Source organism: Burkholderia sp. AU33423 (assembly GCF_002223135.1).
In the GTDB taxonomy this organism is placed as follows: Bacteria; Pseudomonadota; Gammaproteobacteria; order Burkholderiales; family Burkholderiaceae; genus Burkholderia; species Burkholderia lata_D.
Genome location: NZ_NKFH01000007.1, coordinates 2,315,890 through 2,336,348, shown reverse-complemented (window position 1 = coordinate 2,336,348; position 20,459 = coordinate 2,315,890). Strand labels below are relative to the sequence as shown.

Sequence of the window (20,459 nt, the reverse complement as noted above, 5' to 3'; positions counted from 1 at the left end):
CGCGTGGGCCGGACCCGGCCTCACGCGCCCTGAAGCGGACAAACGATGACGACGATCGATTCGACGCCGCGCGCGCATGCGTGGCGCAGCCGGGCGGCGCGCGCGCTGCTCGCGGGGCTGCTCGTGCTGCTGGCCGGGTGCCAGAAGGAGTTGTACTCGGGCCTGTCGGAGCGCGATGCGAACCAGATGGTCGCGGTGCTCGGCGACGCGGGCATCAGCGCGTCGAAGGACAACGACGCGCGCGACACGTCGGACCGCAACGCGTGGCTCGTCAGCGTCGCGGACGGCGATATGCAGTCGGCGCTCACGGTGCTCCAGGCGAACGGGCTGCCGAAGCCGAGCTACGCGAGCCTCGGCGAGCTGTTCCAGAAGCAGGGCCTCGTGTCGACGCCGGCCGAGGAACGCGTGCGCTACCTGTACGGCGTGTCGCAGGACCTGTCGCGCACGCTGCAGGACATCGAGGGCGTGGTCGTCGCGCGCGTGCAGGTCGTGATTCCGGAGAACGATCCGCTCGCGGACAAGATCAAGCCGTCGTCCGCGGCCGTGTATATCCGCTACCGGCCCGGTGTCGACCTGCGCGCGATGGCGCCGATGGTCAAGGATCTGGTCGCGCACAGCATCGAGGGGCTGCAGTACGACAACGTGTCGCTGTTCCTGCAGCCGGCCGCCGCGCGCGCGACGCGCGTGGACGGAATCGGCAGCGCGGTGACCGACATCGTGCGGCTGCGCTCGCCGCTCGGCTGGCTCGTGTTCGCGCTGATCCTGCTGACCTGCGCGGTGATCGCGCTGTCGGCGGCGCGGCGCGGGATGTTCGGCGCACGGCTCGCGGGCCTGCTCGGCGCATCGCGCGCGGGGCACGGGGCGACCGGTTCCGGCGGCCTGCGCACGCCGGACGGCGCGCGCGACGGCGCATGAGCGATCCGCACGCGCCGCCGCCGGGCGACGGGCCGGCCGCCTCCGATGCGGCGCCGCTGCCGTGGCTGCAGCCGCTCGGGCCGCCGCCCGTGGCACGCCGCGCCGCGTTTCATGCGCTCGTCTGCGACTTCAACCTGCGGCCCGACCGCTATCTGCACGTGACGCGCGTGCCGGCCGACTGGCCCGCGCGCTACCGTTCGCCGGATGCGTTCGGCGCGGCCGGCCGCAAGCTGCTCGCGCGGCATTTGCTCGACGCGAACGGCGTGGCCGGACGGCACGACTTCGACGTGGCGAACCCGTGCGCGCGGCTCGCGCTGCTGCCGGGCGCGGCGCTCGAGCAGCTGGCCGCGTATGCGGGGCTGCTGCTGCATCGCACGTGGTTGCGCGACGCGCTGGCCGTGCGGCGCATCCGCGCCGAAGTGGCGGCGAAGCTCGGCGCCGACGCACTCGAACTCGCGCTCGAACGCGCGCCGGAATTCGGTGCGCTCGCCGACACGCTGGAGCCGTGGCGCGCCGATCCCGCCGCGTTGCCTGCCGTGATTCGCGCGCGCGGCGGCCGGCTGCTGGCGGATTTCATCGGCGTGGCGGGCGACGCGGTCGCGCGGCGCACGCGCCTGAAATTCCACCGCGCGATCGACGACGAGGCGCCGTACTGGCTGAACCGCGCACAGCGCGACCAGTTCGGCGAACTGATGTTCCTGTTTCTGATTCCCGAGAGGCTTGCGTCATGGGACTGGCTTTTCTGATCACGAGCGACAACCTGCAGCTGCTGTCGGAGCGCAAGGTGCTCAAGGAGCGCGAATACGCGGCGCTGCTCGACGCGTCCGACGTGATCGCGACCGCGCATGAAGAGGCCGCGCGCATCGTCGCCGACGCGCAGCGCGAATTCGACAAGCGCCAGGCGGCCGGCTACGACGAAGGGATGCGCCGCGCGCAGCGCGAGCAGGCCGCGCAGGCGTACACGCAGGCGCTCGCCGCCGCGCGCACGATGGAGACGATGAAGGATGCGATGGCGGACATCGTCGTGAAGGCCGTGCGCGCGATCGTCGGCGAGATGAGCACGCGGACGCTGTACGAGGCCGCGCTCGCGCGGATCGCGCCGCTCGTGCGCGACGAGGCGTTCCTGATCGTGCGTATCGCGCCCGGCCGCAAGGACGAAATGCGCGACGCGCTCGACGGCGCATTCGCCGGACAGTCGAACCGGCAGAAGATCCGCATCGTCGAGGATGCGCAGCTCGAACGCCACGCGTGCACGGTCGAGACGCCGTCCGGGCGCATCGACGCGAGCCTCGACCTGCAGATCGACGCATTGCGCCAGGCAATCCGCCGCGATGCGCTGAAGGGGGCCGCGCGATGAACGCACCGCTCGACGATACGCAGCCGTTCGGCGACGACGACGGCGCGCCGTTCGATCGCGGTCGCCTCGTCGGCGAACTCGACGCGGGCCTCGCGTTCTTCTCGCCGGTGTCGGTGCAGGGCCGCGTCAATCACGCGGTCGGGCAGATCCTGAATGCGACCGGCATCCGCGCGCGGCTCGGCGAAATCTGCGAGCTGCGCACGCCGAACCAGCCGACGCTGCTCGCCGAGGTGGTCGGCTTCTCGCGGCAGACGACGCTGCTCACGCCGCTCGGCGACGTGGCGGGCCTGTCGCCCGAAACGACCGTCGTGCCGTCCGGGCGCGAGCATGTGTTTCCGGTGGGAGAAGGGCTGTTCGGCCGCGTGCTCGACGGGCTCGGCCGGCCGCTCGACGATCGCGGGCCGGTGACGGGCGCCGCGTGGGTGTCGACGCAGCAGGACCCGCCGAATCCGCTCGCGCGCAAGATGATCGACACGCCGTTTCCGACCGGCGTGCGCGTGATCGACGGCCTGATGACGCTCGGCATCGGGCAGCGCGTCGGCATCTTCGCGCCGTCCGGTGTCGGCAAGAGCACGCTGCTCGGCATGATCGCGCGCGGCGCGCAGGCCGACGTGAACGTGATCGCCCTGGTGGGCGAGCGCGGCCGCGAGGTGCGCGAATTCATCGAGCACAGCCTGTCGCCCGAGGTGCGCGCGCGTTCGATCGTCGTCGTGTCGACGTCCGATCGCCCGGCGATGGAGCGCGTGAAATCCGCGCTGGTCGCCACCGCGATCGCCGAACATTTCCGCGATGCGGGCAAGCGCGTGCTGCTGCTGGTCGATTCGCTGACGCGCTTCGCGCGCGCGCAGCGCGAGGTCGGCCTCGCGAGCGGCGAGCCGCCGACGCGGCGCAGCTTCCCGCCCTCGACGTTCGCGGTGCTGCCGCGCCTGCTCGAGCGCGCGGGGCAGGGCGCGCGCGGATCGATCACCGCGCTCTACACGGTGCTCGTCGAAGGCGACGAGGAATCGGACCCGATCGCCGAGGAAGTCCGCTCGATCCTCGACGGCCATATCGTGCTGTCGCGCAAGATCGCGCTCGCGAACCGCTATCCGGCGATCGACGTGCTCGCGAGCCTGTCGCGCGTGATGCCGCTCGTCGCGAGCCGCGCGCACCAGCATGCGGCCGCGCGCGTGCGCGAGCTGATCGCGAAGTACCAGGAGATCGAGCTGCTCGTGCAGATCGGCGAATATCGCGAAGGCAGCGACCGGCTCGGCGATCTCGCGCTGCGCGCGCGTGACGCGATCGGTGCGTTCTGCGCGCAGGCGTCGGACGAGGACGTGCGCTTCGACACGCTGCTCGCGAAGTTGACGAAGCTGGCGAACGATCATGTCTGAAGCCGACGACCGCCTCGTGCTCGCGACGCTCGCGCGCCTGAAGCGCGTGCGCGAGATGCGCAGCCAGATCGCACGCGTCGCGGCCGCGCGCCAGCAGGGCATTGCCGCGCAGAGCCGGCGCGCGCTGGCGGCCGCGCAGGCGCAGCTCGCGCAGCAGGTCGCCGCGAAGGCGGCGATCCAGACGCGCCTCGCCGACGACGTGCGCGAAGCGCGTGCATTGCAGAACGCGGCGGCCGATACGCGCACGTTCGACCGGCATATCGGCACCGCGAACGCGTCGGTGAGCGAGGCCGCGCACGTGCATCGCGGTCACGAAGCGACACTCGCCGACCTGCAGCGCGCCGCGCGCAAGGCGCAGGCCGCCGAGGACAAGCTGGAGAAAGCCGGCGAGAAGGCGCTGCACGCGCGCGCCGCGCGAGTCGAGCGCGATGCCGACGAAGTCGCGGACGGCTATGCGGTGCGACGCTTCGCGACGGCGGGCGCATGGGCGGCCGGCGCGGGCGACGCGACCGGTCATGCGTCCACGCCGCCGGAGGCCGCCGCCGCGTTCGATGCGGCCATGACCGAAGCGGAAACGGGCGCCGACATCGCTGCTGAAACCACCGGTGCAACCGACGCGTCCGCCGCGCCCGACGATCCCGCGCCGCCCGCCGCCGCGGAGCGCCGATGCTAGACCCGGCCTCGGGCTTCAACGACGTCGCGGGCATGCTGCGGCCGCTGCTCTACGTGATGCCGCGCCTGTTGCCGATCATGTTCGTCGTGCCGGTATTCAACGAGCAGATCGTCACGGGGCTCGTGCGCAACGGTGTCGCCGTCGTGATCGCCGCGTTCGTCGCGCCGGCGATCGACGCCGCACAGGTGGCCGCGTTGCCGTTCCTGATGTGGTGCCTGCTCGTCGCGAAGGAGGCGATGGTCGGCATGTTGCTCGCGGGCGCGTTCAGTGCGGTGCTGTTCGCGATCCAGGGCGTCGGCTACCTGATCGATTTCCAGACCGGCAGCGGCAGCGCCGCGTTCTTCGATCCGATGGGCGGGCATGAGGGCGGCCCGACGTCGGGATTCCTGAATTTCGTCGCGATCGCGCTGTTCGTCACCGCGGGCGGGCTGCAGGTGCTCGTGCAGCTGTTCGCGCAGTCGTATGCGTGGTGGCCGATCGGCTCGCTCGGCCCCGATTTCTCGTCGATGCTGCAGACCTTCATCGTGCGCCAGACCGACACGATCTTCGAATGGATGGTGAAGCTCGCCGCGCCGGTGACGATCGTGCTGGTGCTCGTCGAGCTCGGCATCGGCCTGGTCGGGCGCGCGGTGCCGCAGCTCAACATCTTCGTGTTCTCGCAGCCGCTGAAGAGCGCGCTCGCGCTGCTGATGATGGTGCTGTTCCTGCCGGTGGTGTACGCGTCGCTGCATGCGCTGCTGAGCCCCGACAGCGGATTGATGGCGCTGCTGCGCGCGCTGTTCGCCGCGCACGGCGGCGCGTGAGCGCGACGGAGCCGCGATGGCCGAAAAGAACCAGAAGCCGACCGCGAAGCGCCTGCGCGAGGCGCGCGAGAAAGGCGATGTGCCGAAGAGCGCGGAGACGATTTCGTCGGCGTTCTTCGTCGGCGTGTGCGTCGCGCTCGCGGTGGGCATCGGCGCGCTGTTCGCGCGGCTGCAGGCGCTGTTCCGGCTCGTGTTCGATGCGGTCGGCGCGGCCGACCCGTCCACGCGGATCGCGGTGCTGATCGACGGCGCCGCGCGCGACTGGGCGACGCTGTCCGCGCAGATCGTCGCGGCCGGGCTGCTCGCGGGCCTGCTGGCGGGCTTCGTGCAGGTCGGCGGCGTGATGGCGTGGAGCCGCCTCGTGCCGCAGCTGTCGCGGCTCAACCCGGCCGAGGGGATGAAGAACCTGTGGTCGCTGCGCAACCTCGTCAATCTCGCGAAGATGCTGCTGAAGACGGCGCTGCTCGTCGCGACGCTCGGCTGGCTGATCGTCGAGTCGCTCGACCCGTCCGTGCAATCCGGCTTCACGCGGCCGATCTCGATCCTCGCGTTGATCGTGAAGCTGCTGATGCTGCTGTTCGGCTGGGCCGCGCTGATCTACATCGTGATGGCATTGATCGACATCGTGCACCAGCGGCACGAATTCAACCAGAAGATGAAAATGTCGATCGACGAAGTGCGGCGCGAGCACAAGGAGGACGAAGGCGATCCGCACATCGCGGCGAAGCGCCGGCAGCTCGCGCGCGAAGTGCAGTTCGCGTCGCTGTCCGAGCGGATCGGCTATGCGTCGGTGGTCGTTTATTCGTCACGCGTCGCGGTCGCGCTGTATTACGGCGGGATCGGCACGCTGCCGTGGGTGCTCGCGCGCGGCGAGGGCGACGCGGCCGAGCGGATCGTGCGTGCCGCGCGCGACGAACTGCGCCCGACGCTCGCGAACGTCGGCCTCGCGCAGGCGCTGTACGAGACGACGCCCGAGAACGGCACGATCCAGCCGCAACATTTCCGCGAGGTTGCGCAGTTGCTGAAATGGGCGACCGGCGCGGGCTGACGCGTGCGACGGCGGCCGCTTCGGCATGCCACCCCTTTTTCCGTTGCGCGCACGCGCGTGGCCATGCGTTCCCGTTCGATATGACCCCTTGAATGATCATGCCCGCGCGGTGCTTGACGTTATTTTTTTCTGCCTGGTGCGGAAGTTCACCAGTGAATTATTGCTGATTTATTTCTTCGTAATATGGCTCGACCGTCACGCCGGACGGCGGGCCGCGAGGTTGCGCCACGTGTGACGAACATGGTCAACAGGGGCAGACAAATCAATGTGCGGAATCGACGGCTTTCTGAATAGCGTCGCCTTCGATGAGGAGACAGCGCGCGGCACGCTCGCGCGGATGACGGCAAGCCTCGCGCATCGCGGGCCGGACGGGCAGGGGATCTGGGTCGACCCGGAGGCCGGCATCGCGCTCGGCCACCGGCGGCTCGCGATCGTCGACCTGTCGGTGCACGGCCGACAGCCGATGGCATCCGCGTGCGGTCGCTTCGTCATGGTCTTCAACGGCGAAATCTACAACCATCGCGAACTGCGCGCGGAACTCGAGCGTGCAGGACGCGCACCGGCGTGGCGCGGCCACTCCGACAGCGAGGTGCTGATCGCGGCGATCGTCGCGTGGGGTGTCGAGGCGACGCTGCGGCGCGCGACCGGCATGTTCGCGTTCGCGCTGTGGAACCGCGCGTCGCGGGTGCTGACGCTCGCACGCGACCGGATCGGCGAGAAGCCGCTCTATTACGGCCGGATCGGCGACGCGCTCGTGTTCGCGTCCGAGCTCAAGGCGCTGCGCGGCTATCCGGGCTTCGACGGCACGATCGATCGCGACGCGCTGTGCCTGTACCTGCGCCAGTCGAGCGTGCCCGCGCCTTACACGATCTATCGCGGCATCCACAAGCTGCCGCCGGGCACCTTCATCCAGTTCGAACATGCGCGCGACACGCCACGCGTCCGCACGTACTGGACGCTCGAACAGGCCATCGCGGATGGCCGCGCGCAGCCGTTCGAGGGCAGCGCCGACGAAGCGGTCGGCCAGCTCGACACGATCCTGCGCCAGGCGGTTGCACGGCAGATGGAAGCGGACGTGCCGCTCGGCGCCTTCCTGTCGGGCGGCATCGATTCGTCGGCGATCGTCGCGCTGATGCAGGCGCAATCGGCGGCGCCGGTCGACACGTTTACGATCGGCTTCCACGAAGCCGGCTACGACGAAGCCGGTTACGCGAAGGCGGTCGCGCGCCATCTCGGCACGCGCCATACCGAACTCTACGTGACGGCCGACCATGCGCTCGGCGTCGTGCCGAAGCTGCCGTCGATCTACGACGAGCCGTTCTCCGATGCGTCGCAGATTCCGACTTTCCTCGTGTCGGAGCTGACGCGCCGGCACGTGAAGGTGAGCCTGTCCGGCGACGGCGGCGACGAGCTGTTCGGCGGCTATACGCGCTACTTCCTGACGCCGCGCCTGTGGCGCAAGCTGCATCGCGTGCCGGCGGCCGTGCGTGCGCGGATCGCCGCCGCGCTGCATGCGTTGCGGCCCGATCACGCCGACCAGCTCGCGGCCGTCGCGCAGGGTGCGTGGGGCAGCGTGGAGGCGCGCGAATCGGCGACGCGCATCGGCGACCGCCTGCACAAGCTCGGCCACGTGATGACCGCCGAGAGCCGCATCGGGCTGTACCGGCTGCTGATGTCGTCGGTGCATCATCCGGAACGCCTCGCGCTGTCGGGGCACGAACCGCCGACGCCGCTCGACACGGTGTCCGCGTGGCCCGAGCATTTGAGCTTCGCCGAGCAGGCGATGGCGATCGATACGCTCACCTACCTGCCGACCGACATCCTCGCGAAGGTCGATCGCGCGGCGATGGCGGTCAGCCTCGAAACGCGCATGCCGTTCCTCGATCATCACGTCGTCGAATTCGCGTGGCGCGTGCCGGCGGCGGTGCGCTTGCCGGAAGGGCAGTCGAAGGCGCTGCTGCGCCGGCTGCTCGACCGGTACGTGCCGTCCGCGCTGATCGACCGGCCGAAGCAGGGCTTCTGCGCGCCCGTCGACCACTGGCTGCGCGGCGCGCTGCGCGACTGGGCCGAGGCGCTGCTGCGGCCGTCGCGGCTGCGCGAGGAGGGCTTTTTCGACGCGGCGGCGGTCGACCGCCTGTGGCGGCAGCACCAGACCGGCCGGATGAACTGGCAGCACCAGCTGTGGACGGTGCTGATGTTCCAGGCATGGCTGGAGCATCAGCGCGCGGGGTGACGCGGCACGGCGGTCGGCCGATGCGCGGCCGGGCCGCGGTCAGCCGACGATCAGCGGCGTGCCGATCGCGAGGTGGGCCGGATCGGCGGCCACCGCCGGATTGAGCTGCAGGATTTCCCGGAGTGCCGCCGTGTCCTGCTCCGCGCGCGACATCGCCTGCCGATCCGCGGGCGGGACGTGCGCGGCGTCGAGCAGCGAATCGCGATGCTGGTCGGCGATCACCCACAGCGAATCCCCGTCGACGACGAAATAGCGCGGCGGCTGCGTTGACGGGCTGGCCGACGGCGTCGACGCGGGCGGCGTCGGCGTGGCCGACCCGGACGGCCCGGGTGCCGGCTGCGCGCTCGCGGACGGCGTGGCCGACGGCGACGGGGCGGACGACGACGCGCTCGGTGACGGCGACGCGCTGCCGCCCGGCGGCGCGACGTTCGACTTCGGCACCGGCTTGCCCTTGTCGTCGAAGAACGTGTAGATCCAGTTGCCGACGTAGATCGCGATCGGCACGAGCACGATCGCGGTCGGAATCCGGCCGGTGATCGCCTTGGTCGCGTTCGGGAAATGTGTGTCGATGCGCGCGAGCGCGAGCAGTGTCGCGGAGGTTGCGCCCGACAGCGCGAGCGGGACGTTCGAATGGATCGTCGCGTGCGCGCCGATGAACGCGCCCGTATAGCCGGCCGCGACCGACACGACATCCGACGTCGCATCGATCGCGCGCACCAGCCGGCTGCGGCGGTCGAGCGACAGGTTGCGCGTCGCGCCGAGATGGATGGCGGCCGTATAGCCGAGACCGAGCAGCGCGCCGACGCCGCCGAGCACCGGCACGATCGACGGATCCGTGAACAGGTTGTGGATCGCGGTCTCGCCGATCCCGACGTAGCCGGCCAGCGCCGCCGAGCGCCCGAGCTTGCCGAAGAAGCGGCGCGGGTTGCCGTGGTGCATCTGCTGGATCGACGTGCCGCCGAGCACGCCCTGCATCTGCGCGATCATGTCGTTCGCGATCATCTTCGTATAGGTGACCACGTCGTCCGCCGGCACTTTCTGCTTCTCGTGCAGCACGATCAGCTGGTTCACCTTGGCGCGCGCCTCGCTGGCCAGCAGCCTGAGCGACGCGCCGCGCGTGTCGCGGTCCATCTCGTGCGCGGCGAGCTGGCTGTCGAGCCCGCGCACGAAGCGATCGAGCACGCGCCGGAACAGCCGCGGATCGCCATCCTGCAGCGCCCGCACGGAATCCTGGTGCAGGGCCTGCACGAGACGGCCGGTGCGCGCGCCGACGAACATCGCGTTGCTCGTCTGCTTGAACTCGGGCGACGCGAGGCCGAACTGGTGCGCGCCGAAGCCGACCCCGAAGCCCACGCCGACGCCGGCCAGCATCGACAGCACGTTTTCCCGCGTGAACCACGACCGCAGCCGGCCCGCCTGCTGCAGCCGCAGCGCGTTCAGTTCCGCATGCGCGGCCTGCTCGGGCGTCAGCGGCGGTTCGGCTGGCGCGGCGGGGGCCGGCCGGTTCGACTGGCTGCTGACGAGGCGGCTGTCGCTGAGCGGCTTCGCGTCGTCGACCAGCAGCTCGGGCCGTTGCACGACCTCGCGCCAGTCGGGTTGCGACGAGAAGGGGCGCCTGCCGATGGTCCGGCTCTGCTGCGGCTTGTCGAGCTTGCTGCCGACGTCGCGCTGCCAGTCTTCGGTAAAGCGCCGCACCTTCGAGGTCGGCGCGGGCGCGTTGGCCGGGTCCGCTTGCCAGGCCTTCGTTGCGTAGTCGGCGACCGCGTAGCGCGCACGATTCAGCAGCTTCGTCGTGTTGCCTTCGTACAGGCGGCTGACGAGCGAGCCGATCTCGTCGGGCGTCATCCCGCTGTCGCGGCCGATCCGGTCGATCTCGGCGAGCAGCATCTGGTGCTGTTCGACCAGCGTGTCGGGATCGACGCGCTCGAAGACGCGGGTCAGCGCGTCGCCGCCATGGATCCGCTCGAACGCGGCGTGGTTGCGCTTGCCCGCGTGCGGGCCGGCACGCTCGACGAGCATCTTCGCGAGCGCGCTCGTCAGGTCCTGGTTGGCGATGAAGTCGGCGCCGTGCGTCGCGTACGACAGCCCGACGTGCACCCAGTTCAGCGCCGGCCGGTCGAGCAGCGCGTTCACGAGTTCGACGTGACCGGCGCCCGGCACCGGTTCCGGCACGGCATCCCAGCCGTGGAACGTCACCATCACGTGCGGCGCGTTTTCGCGCGGGTGCTGGTTCGCCCACTTCTCGAGCAGCGACGCGAGCCGCACGTAGTCGTGATACTGGTCGTTCGTGCCGGCCTGGTAGCGCTCGTCGGTACGCGACACCAGCGCACGGCCCGACGCGGTTTCGAGCCGCAGCAGGAAGCCGCCTTCGGCCGCGGCGTCGAGCCATGCGTGCAGGTTTTTCTCGGTCAGCTCGTCGAGATGCACGACGTGGCCGTTCTCGCCGGTGATCGTCGCGTCGGTGTAGTCCAGCTTCGCGCGCGTCTGGTCGCCGAGCCGCTTCACGTCGTCGACGAAGTCCTGGTCGTGCTTCTTGCCCTGGGCCGCCGCGAGCGTATGCGGATCGACGACGAGCGTGACGGCCGCGCCCGCCGCGCCGTTGCGGCGGAGCTGGGCCAGGAACGCCTGCGGATCATCGGACAGCCGGTACGCGCGGCTCATCGGCGCGACGCGATATTGCACGTCGCGGCTCGACCTGAAAAACGCACGCATGATCTGCCGGTCGATGGCGGCGGCCGCGCTCAGCTTGCGCTGCATGTCCTTCCAGCGCGGCACCGGTGCATAGCGCGCGCCGCCCGTCGCATAGTCGCGTGCGACGCCGAGCCATTTGCCGAGCCCGGTCCATCCCTTCGCGTCGGCCATCGTCACCGGCGGCGCGGTGTCGCCCGGCGTGTCCTCGAATTCGAGCGGGCCGGCGCGCGTGTTGCCTTCGCGCTCGATGAACGCCTTGAGCCGCGCGATATGCGCGAGCGGGTCGGGCATGCCGCCGTCGCCGTAGCGCCGCTTCCATTCAATCTGCGTCGAGCTGACGAGCGCCGGCTGGTATGGCTTGATTTCGAGCACCGGATGCTCGGGCAGGGGCGCGTTGCGCCTGCGTGCGGCTTCGATCTCGCGGTCGATGCCCCGCTGCGTGGCGTTGCGTTCGCGTACGGCCGCGGCTTTTTCCTGCCTGGCCCATTTGCGCAGCGTATCGACCAGGTTGCGGCTCGACGCGCCCTGCAGCTTCGTGAGCCGGTCGATCTGCCGGTTCAGCGCATCCACGCGCGTGCCGGCCGCATACGTGTCGACGCCGTCCGGCTTGAGCTCGGTGAGCAGCAGATGGACGTCGGCGCCGTAGGGCCCGCGGCCGATCGGCGACGCGTCGAGCGGCACGCCGGCCCCGCTCGTGTCGCGCCAGTCGTCGTACCAGAGCAGGTTGCCGGCGGCGTCGGGCACGAGCACGCCGTCGGGCGCGTCGAGCTGGTGCGCGATCGGCTCGCCGGTGCGGTACACGTAGATCCGGTGCGTGTCGGGGGCCAGCATGCCGTGCTCGGCGAGCGTCAGCAGATGCACGGCGTTCGGGCCGCTGAAGTCGAGCGCGTGGTTCGCGCCGGCGGGCAGCATGTGCGCTTCGACCAGCGCGTCGCGCAGCGTCGGGCGGGACGGGGCGGGGGCGCGGGCGCCGGCCCGCGTGGCCGGGACGGGCTGCGCATGGGGCGCCGCCGATCCCGACGGCAGGGCGCCCGGCGTCGCCTGCCGCTTCAGCAGCGCAGCGGCGCGGGCGCGCGTCAGCAGCGCGACGCGGTGGCTCGCGTCGAGGGTCCACGCGATCGTGGTCTGGCTGACATAGCGCGGGCGCAGGCGCGACGGCAGGCGGTCGGCCTTTTCCTTCGGCGCCTTGACCGGATCGAAGCGGCCGATGCGCGCCATCATGTCGGCGCCGATCTCCGTCGCGATGAACGAGACGCCGCGCTGGCGGGCGCGCGACAGCGGAATCCGGTGGCGCGGGCCGCCCGGACGCATCCGCGCATTCACGCGGCGCTGGAACGCGTCGTCGAGCGTGCGCGGGGTGACGCGGGTGCCGTCGAGCGGCGCTTTGGCCTCGTAGTACCACACCTGGCTGTTCGGGTCGCGCGTCGCATGGCCGAGGATCTCGCCGGTTTTCCGGTCGACCGCGTAGATCGTATCGGCGTTGCGCGCGTTCGCGATCGCCTTGTTGGCGTTCGAATAGTGCTTGACCGAGCCGAGCGCGTCGATCGCGTCCGCGAGCGCGTCGTCGACGCGGCCCGCGTGCGTGAATTCGATCGTGTCGCCGTCGTGCGCCGGCTCGATCTTCGACGGGCCGCCCAGGCTCTTCAATTCGGCGAGCGGCACCTTCGATACGTAGAAATCGAAGTCGAGTCGTGCTGCCGCGGCCTCGTTGCGATTCCGCGCATCGAGCGCGAGCGACAGCGCATCGTCGAGTGTCTTCCGGCCCGCGCGTTTGAGCGACCGGTCGGCATGGGTGATCTTGATCGCGCCGTTCGCATCGACCTGCGCCTCGGCGACGAACTTCGGCGGCGAGCCGGCGCTCGGCGTGCCGGCTCGGGAGATCAGCACGTAGGTACTGCGCCCGGTTTCCCGGACGAGGTTGCGCAGTTCCGGCAGGCTGTTGCCTTCGACGCGCGTCAACGTGCGTAACCCGCGTTCGTCGAGCCAGGCGCGTGCGCGCTTCATTTTTGCGCTTTCGCGTGCGCGCCCGCCGCCGGCGGCGCCCGATGCACCCGATGCGCGGTTACCGGCCCCCGGCGCGGCAAGCTTCGGCAGTCGCGCGTCGCCGGTCAGCGCGCGCGCCTGCTCGGCGTACAGCACGCGATAGGTCGGATTGCCGGGCAGCGACGTGCGCGTGTCGCCGAACTGGTCCGCGAGGGCCTGCAGCGCGGCCGGGTCGCCGCTCTCGTACGCGTGGCGCGCGGCGCGCGCGAGTGCGTCCGGCAGCTGCACGTGGGCCGCGATGTCGCCGCCGCCCGCCGCGAGGATCTCGTCGCGTACGCGGTACGCGTTGACCTGCGCGCGCGCTTCCGCGAGCAGCAGGCTGCGCACGTACGCTTCGGGGCTCGTGTGATCGAGGCCGAGCGCATTGGTCGAGATGTCGACGCTATGCTGCGCCTCGTGCGCGAGCGCGAATACCAGCGTGCCGGCACGCCGCGTGTTGCCGTCGAGGACGATCACGCGCCGTTCGGCGTCGACGGACTGGCCTGCGCCGCGCGCGCCGAGCTTCACTGTCCAGCCGTCCTGCTTCGCGAGCCGCATCTGCGCCATCAGCGTCGGCGAACGCGACGCGAGCGCGTGCGCGCGCATGCGCAGCACGACGCCGCGGAAGGTCGTGACGACGCGCTCGATGACGCCGCGCCGCGGCGCGTAGGCGCCGTGCTCGGTCATCTCCGGGTGCGCGAGACGGATGCGCCCGGTCTGGAGTCCATAATGAATCTTCGCGGCGACGTCGTCGATCCGTTCGAGTACGCTGCCGTCCGGGTCGGCCTCGTGCATGACCTCGCCGGGGTCGTGCAGCATCACCTCGCCGGTGCGGCCGAACAGCACCTGGAAGTCATACAGCAGATGGTGCTGCGCGGTGACGCGGCGAATCTTGCCGAGATCGGCCAGGCCGTCGTGCGACACCACGCTTGGCAGGCCGAGGTCGAATTCGACGTCGACGCTGCTGAGCTGGGCGGACGGCTTCAGCACGACGCCGATGCGATTGGCGACCGTGAACGGCCCGTCGGTCGTGCTGGTCGGCAGCTTGTAGGTCTCCTTGAGTTCGTGCAGCCCGGCCTGTTCGAGGCCGACCGCTTCGTACGCGTTGACGATGCCGCGGGGCGTGCCGTTGCGATAGATTCCGACGGCCTGTCCGGCACCGCCGTCGAACACGGTCTTGTCCGCGCCGGAACCGAGCACCGGGCCGAGGTAATCCGCCGGGTCGACGACGCGCGACGGGTCGCCGGTGACATGCAGGCGATCGCGTGCCGTGTCGACCGACAGCTCGCCGAGCGACGGCTGGCGATAGGCGGCCGGCGTGTAGCGGTTCAGGCCGGACAGGTCGGTCAGCGCGCCGGCTTCGCCGACGGCATCCGGATGCGCCGCGTAGATCGTGCGTTGCCACAGGTTCGCGAGTTGTGCGGCCGCGCCTTCGTTCGCGTGGCGGGCCGACAGGATCGTCGTATATCCCGGGTCGGGCGGCGGCGGGTTGAGCAGCGTGAACGTGTGCGGATCGACCGGCCGCCCGTCGGGGCCGAGCAGCGTGCCGCCACGCAGCGATTCGGCCGGCACGATGGCGATCTGGTTGCGCGGATCGAGCCGGATGGGCTCGTCGCTGCGCAGGAACGACAGCGTGTCGAGCGCGGGCGGGCCGCCCGCGCCGAACGGCGATGCATTGCGCTCCACATGGTCGTTCGTCCACGCGACGCGCTGCGCCTGGATCTCGCGCATCGAACGCGGCGCGTCGCCGGCCGCCTGCGCGTCCTGCGGTGCGGGCATCGTGCGAGCCGCCTGCGCCGCGCCGCGATCGAACGCGTCGCCGTAGAACGCTTCGTAGTGCTGCCCGTGCGCGCCCGACACCGGCAAACGCGCGAATGCGTCGGCCAGCGTCGCGACGGTGCCCGCGTAGTCGTGCGACGGCTGCCACGCATCGGCGACCGCCTGGATCGCGTCGGGCAGCTTGACGTGCGCGGCGATGTCGACGCCGCTCTTCATCTGGATTTCGTAGCGCGCCTCGAACGCATTGAGCTGCGCGCGCGCCTCCGCTTCGAGCGCCTTGCGCGTGAAGCGGCGCCGGCCGCTGTAGTCGAGCCCGAGCGAGCCGTCGATCGCCTCGACCGCATGCTTGGCTTCGTGCGCGAGCGTGTAGGTCATCGATTCGGGGTGCGTGAGCGCGCCGTCGATCGTGACGCGCTTCTTGCCGGCATCGATCCGGCTGCCGCCGCCGCGCTTGCCGACCCGCACGCGCCAGCCGTTGTCGTCGAGCATGCGCAGTTGCTGCGCGAGCGTGCCCGACTGTTGCGCGAGTGCACTGACCTCGTTCGGCAGCGGCGCGCCGCCGAACCGCATCTGCAGCCGGGCGACGAGCCCGGGCTTGTCGCCGGACGGCGCGACCTCGGTCGTTTCCGGGTGCGCGAGCGTCACGTCGCCGCGTTCGACACCGCGCTCGAGGAGTTGCAACTGGTCGTCGACACGGTCGTGCGTGCCGCGGTAGCCGTCGTTGCCGGTTTCGATCCGGCCCGGGTCCGTCATCAGCAGGCGGCCGTCGTGATAGATACCCTGGACGTCGAAGTACAGGCGATTCTCCGCGATGAGCGTCTTGAGCGCCCGCAGCTGGTCGAGCGTCCCGGCCTTCAGCGTCGACGGCAGCACGCCGCGCTCGACATCCTGCGTATGCAGCGCACCGCGCGGCTGGTACAGCACCGCGACGCGATTCGCGTGCGAGAACGGGCCGTCCATCGACACGGTCGGCAGGTCGAAGCGGCCGCGCAGCAGCGCAAGGCCGGCCTGCTCATTGAGCGCCGCGTTGCGCTGCTGGCTGCGCGTGCTGGTCAGGTCCTCGTACAGGCCGAGCACCGCGCCGCGGCCGAGCGCGAAGCCGCCTTTCTCGTTGCCGAACGCGATCAGCGCGCCGAGATGCTCGGCGAGATCGACCGGCTTGCCGGTATCGGCATGGAACACGGTCGTGCCGTCCGCGCGCAGCGGACCGAGATCGACTTCGGGGTGCGGCGCGGGGTCGTAGCGCAGGTAGCCGCTCGTCGCGCGCAACGTGCCGTCGGCCGCGAGCGCGTCGCGCGGCGCGACGAACACCGGCCGGTTCCACACGTTCGCGAGTTCGGGCGCAAGCTTCGCGTCCGCATGCTCGGCGATCAGCACGATCGGTTCCGCCATGTCGGCCGGCGCGCGAAACGCGTAGCGGGCATCGAGCGCGAGTTCGTGCCCGCCGACCGGTACGCCGTCGCGCGTCGCGAACGCGCCGCCCGCGCGGTCGTTGCGCACGACGTACAGCGTGCGGCCGCCGTACTCGTGCTGCTCGACGAGCGGCCGGCGCGACGCCAGCGTTACGTCGGCGTCGCGCGCGACGAAGCCGGGCGACAGCGGCGACGTCTCGAGCGCGTTGAGGATCGTCCACGCGACCCGCTCGCGGAACGTCAGCGGCTTGAGTGCGCCGCCCGCGCCGGACTCGGCCGGATCGGCGACGCGCCGGTAATTGATCGTGCGCGCGTCGCCGCTGCGGCGGTTCGTATTCGACGCGAGCCGGGCCTCGTGGTCGTTCTCGGCGGCGCGTTCACGCACGTCGGCCGACGTGCGGCGCGTTTGCGCGGTTGCTCGCGAGGTCGCGGCCGCCGGCTCGTCGGCGGTGGCCGCCGCGCCGGCCGCGTCGGTCGCGCGTGCGGCGACCGGAGTCGTGCGGCCCGTTTCGTCGGGCGGCTGCGCGTCGCCTTGCGACGGCGCAACCGGCGTCGTGGCAGGGCGGGGCTGTGCGATGTCGTGCGCGTACTTGAGCTCGATGCCGTCGGACAGGCTGAGTCCGCCGTGTTCGTCGGCCGAGATGCGCGCATCCGTCTCGTACCGGTTGAAGCGCGTCAGCGTCAGGCCCTTCACGCGCTCGCCGAGCGTGATCGTGCCGTCCTGGTCGAGAAACGCGGTCGATTCGGTCCTGCCGCGCGCGCCGGTGTTGACGTCGTTGCCGCGGTTGAGCACGCGGATCGGCACGCCGTCGTAGGTGAGGATCTTGTTGCCGACCATCAACGTGCCGTCTTTCGCGACGGTGATCGAGCGGCCGTCGAGCGTCGCCTGCTGGCGGCCGACACGCAGCGTATCGAGGGCCGCGTACTTGTCCTTGCCGACCGTCACGCGTTGGTCGCCGATCGAGACGGCCTGGTTGCCGAGGTCGCGCGCGCCGAAGCTGCCGGTGCGGCGCACGATACCGGTCGACAGTGCCTTGATCCGCTGCGGGCCCGCCGCGAGCCCCGCGTTGAGCAGGAACGACGTCGCATCGCCGGACAGCCGGTCGGTGTGGCCGGTCGCGAGGTCGTAGCCGAACTGGCCGGCCGCGTCGGCCGCGCCGCCGTAGGCGGAGGCTTTCGTCGCGAATTGCGTGCCGCTCTTCACGCGCGACGCGAATTGCTCCGCATCGCCGCCGAAGCGCTGCACGAGCTTTTCGGCCGTGGTGGTGCGGCTCGCGAACGACAGCGCTTCGCCGAACTTGCCGACGCCGAGCGGCACGAGATTCAGGTAGTCCGCGCGGGCGCCCGCATCGAGCGGGTTGATCGTGCGGTCGTGCTCCATCCGGTTGGCGAGGTCGTAGCCCGAGTTCACGACGGCCGCCGTCGCGGACGTATACATCAGCCCCGTGCCGACCGCGTTGAGCGCGATGCCGAGCGGGGCGCCGAACACCGTGGCGTCGAGCAGGCCGCCGCCCACTTCGAGCGCGAGGCCGCCGATCAGCATGCCGAGGTTCACGTCGCCGGCGCCGAGCGTATGCATCACGCTTTCCCACCAGCTGTCGTCGTGCGCGCTGTTGTGACGGTCGATCTGCGCGACGCCGTTCGCGTCGTAGCCGGTAGCGATGTCGAGCGTGCCGTTCGACGACAGCTCGTTGTCGTCGAGGAAATTGCCGATGTCCGAATACTTCGAGCCCTGGTCGTCGACGTAGTGCGTGTCGCCGTTCGCGTTCGTGACCTTGAAGATCGCGCTCGTCATCAGGCCGGCGTCCTTCGACGCGTAGACGATCGGCATCACGTTGACGCGCGTGCCCGCGCCGCCGCCCACCTTCAGCAGCTCGTTGCGTACCTTGTCGATCGACTCGAGTTTCTTGCCGTCGGTGAACTGCGCGGCATGCGGATCGCTGGACGTGCTGTCCGGCGACAGCCCGATCGCGACGCCCACGAGGTTGCGCTGCTGCGTGTCATCGAGCTTCCCGAAGTCGATCGTCGCACCGTGCTGCGTGGCTTCGCCGGCCTTGTCGAGCAGCGATTGCGACAGCTCGCTGCGGTGTGCGCCGAAGAAGTCGGACAGCGCTTTCGCGTAGTCCTTCTGGTCGGATTCCGTCTTCGGGTTGCGCAGCCGCTCGTCGAGATGCGCGTCGAATTCGTTGAACAGCACCTGCTGATGCAGCGTTTCGCCGAGCATCTGGTCCTGCTGGACGTCGCGGTTCGCCTGGTCGAGGGCCGCGCGCGCATCGGTCAGCTGTTGCGCGTACGGATTCACGACGAACGGAACGGGCGCGGTCAGCGGGATGTTCTTCGGCGTGCCGTCGGGTTTCGTCACCGCCAGCACGCTCGGCGTCGGGCCGATGCCGTGATCGCGGTTCCACTGGTCGTACTGGGCCTGCAACCCGTCGACCTTGATCTGCAGATCCGACTGCTTCGCCTGCGCGTCGGCGAGCGCCTGCTTCGTCGCGCGCTCGTTGACGGTCGCCGTCATCCGGTCGTCGGCCTGATGCAGTGCCGACGCGATCGTCTTCAGCCCCTTGATCTCGAGCGGCGTCGGATCGTTCACAAGACACATCGTGCGGTGGTCGTACTGGTCCTGCACGCCGGCGGCGACGTCGTCATAGTGGATCGCGAGCGCGTTGCCGTATGCGGCGACGTAGCCGTCGTGCGCGAGGCTCGCGGCATCCTTGGCCTTCGACAGTTGCGCGGCCGCGTCGTCGACGCCGAGGTCGGCGCGCGGATCCACGAGTTTCACGCCAGGATGGTCGTGGCGCCATTGCGTGGCGCTCTTCTGCGTGGCGTCGTAATTCGCCTGCTGCTCGGTGACCTGGCGATTCGCATACAGCATCTGCAGATAGCCGCCGCTCACGCGCGCGCTCGCCTGGGCGTGGTTCAGCAGGTTACGCTGCGCATCGACCGTCGTGCTCATCACGGTCGGGCCGTACTTGCCGGACACCGTGTTGTACGTGATCTGGACGTCGGCGAGATTCGCCGCGTCGGTCGCGGCGTTCAGGCAGGCGTTCGCATAGTTGGCGTCGTCGGCCGCGCCGGCCAGCGCCTTCTGCGCGTCGTCCGGATTCATCGCCGCCGGCGCGTCGATCATGCGGCCGAGCGGCGCGAGCTGGTCGTTGACGCGCGCGATGCCGGCATCCATCGCGTCCGAATAGTCGCCGTTCGACGCATACGACTGCAATTGCGCGAGGGCGAGGTTCGAGTTCGCGATGTCGGCGTTGTGGCGCGCCTTCGCTTCGGACAGCTTCGCATCCGCGCGCTGCCACGTGTCGTAGGCCTGTTTCTGCTGCGGCGTCCAGGTGTCCTGCGACGCCTTCGTCGGATCGTCGCCGATGCCGGGCACGGCGGCCTTCAGCTTGTCGAGCGCGTCATTCGCGTTCGCCTGCGCGGAGCCGGCCTGCTTCGGGTCGAGCGCGGCGTTGTCGTGATCGGCCTGTTGCGCATACGCGATCATGTAGCCGGCGTCGGTCGTGACGTCGAGCTCCTTCTCCGCCTTGGCGGTGGCCGTGTGCGCCTGGTCGTACGCGGTGCGGGCCTGGTCGATCGTGGCCTGCGACGATTGCGGATCGTTCTGCGCGGCGGTGAGCGCCGTCTGCTTGCCCTGTTCATCCTTCAGCGCGTCGTCGAACTTCGTCTGCGCCCCCTGGATCGCGGTCTGCGCGGCCTTCGTGAGCGGATCGTCGACCGTGATGTCCGGCGCGGTGGGCCGGTATTGCTCGGCGAGGCTCTGGATCAGCGACGTCGCGGACGAGATTTCGGCATTGGTCGGCTTCGACGGATCGCTGTCGGGCGTGACCTGCACGGTGAGCGGCGGGGCCGGCGGCGCGGTGGCCTGCTGTTTCGACGGGTCGCTCGACTGCTGGGCGGCCTGGCTCGCCGCCTTCGCGCGTTCGGCTTCGAGCGTACGCTCGAGGAACGCCATCCAGTTGACGCCCATCCCGACGCCGTCGATGTCCAGCATGAAAGTCTCCTGTCAGGCCGCCGTGGCGTGCGGATGCATGCGACCCGGCGCCCGGCACTTGCCGCCGATTCGAGTGTACGGACCGGGGCGCGCACCGCGCGGCGCCAGTTTCGTAGCAGTGCGATGCGTGCGGCGCGCACGGGGCCTGACGGC

9 protein-coding genes are annotated in these 20,459 nt (G+C 70.5%); 8 read left to right on the top strand and 1 reads right to left on the bottom strand.

Annotated features, from left to right (window positions below):
* Nucleotides 1-45 precede the first annotated feature (45 nt).
* The 8 genes from sctJ (at nt 46) to asnB (ending at nt 8,402) form a co-directional block, all read left to right on the top strand.
* Nucleotides 46-915 carry a type III secretion system inner membrane ring lipoprotein SctJ gene (gene sctJ / locus CFB50_RS29060; protein WP_089448123.1) on the top strand — a complete coding sequence of 290 codons (870 nt, stop codon included), beginning with the start codon at nt 46-48 and terminating at the stop codon, nt 913-915.
* A complete protein-coding gene (locus CFB50_RS29055) occupies nt 912-1,661 on the top strand; it encodes a SctK family type III secretion system sorting platform protein (RefSeq protein WP_089448122.1) in 750 nt (249 codons plus the stop codon). Before sctJ ends, CFB50_RS29055 begins: the two co-directional genes overlap by 4 nt.
* Nucleotides 1,643-2,272: a type III secretion system stator protein SctL gene (sctL, locus tag CFB50_RS29050; RefSeq protein WP_089448121.1), complete on the top strand. Its 630-nt coding sequence runs from the start codon at nt 1,643-1,645 to the stop codon at nt 2,270-2,272. Before CFB50_RS29055 ends, sctL begins: the two co-directional genes overlap by 19 nt.
* Nucleotides 2,269-3,645 carry a type III secretion system ATPase SctN gene (sctN, locus tag CFB50_RS29045; RefSeq protein WP_069252132.1) on the top strand — a complete coding sequence of 459 codons (1,377 nt, stop codon included), beginning with the start codon at nt 2,269-2,271 and terminating at the stop codon, nt 3,643-3,645. Before sctL ends, sctN begins: the two co-directional genes overlap by 4 nt.
* Nucleotides 3,638-4,318, top strand: a complete 681-nt coding sequence (locus CFB50_RS29040; RefSeq protein WP_069252131.1) for a hypothetical protein — start codon at nt 3,638-3,640, stop codon at nt 4,316-4,318. The genes sctN and CFB50_RS29040 overlap by 8 nt, the downstream gene beginning before the upstream one ends.
* Nucleotides 4,312-5,121 (top strand): type III secretion system export apparatus subunit SctT, encoded by an 810-nt coding sequence (gene sctT / locus CFB50_RS29035; protein WP_069252130.1) that lies wholly within the window; start codon nt 4,312-4,314, stop codon nt 5,119-5,121. Before CFB50_RS29040 ends, sctT begins: the two co-directional genes overlap by 7 nt.
* 16 nt (nt 5,122-5,137) lie before the next feature.
* Nucleotides 5,138-6,169 carry an EscU/YscU/HrcU family type III secretion system export apparatus switch protein gene (locus tag CFB50_RS29030; protein WP_069252129.1) on the top strand — a complete coding sequence of 344 codons (1,032 nt, stop codon included), beginning with the start codon at nt 5,138-5,140 and terminating at the stop codon, nt 6,167-6,169.
* 265 nt (nt 6,170-6,434) lie between these two features.
* Complete coding sequence (gene asnB / locus CFB50_RS29025) at nt 6,435-8,402, top strand: asparagine synthase (glutamine-hydrolyzing) (protein WP_069252128.1); 1,968 nt, start codon at nt 6,435-6,437, stop codon at nt 8,400-8,402.
* A gap of 39 nt (nt 8,403-8,441) precedes the next feature.
* Here asnB and CFB50_RS29020 read toward each other — a convergent pair whose 3' ends face one another.
* Nucleotides 8,442-20,306 (bottom strand): LWXIA domain-containing protein, encoded by an 11,865-nt coding sequence (locus CFB50_RS29020; RefSeq protein WP_089448120.1) that lies wholly within the window; start codon nt 20,304-20,306, stop codon nt 8,442-8,444.
* Nucleotides 20,307-20,459: the final 153 nt, after the last annotated feature.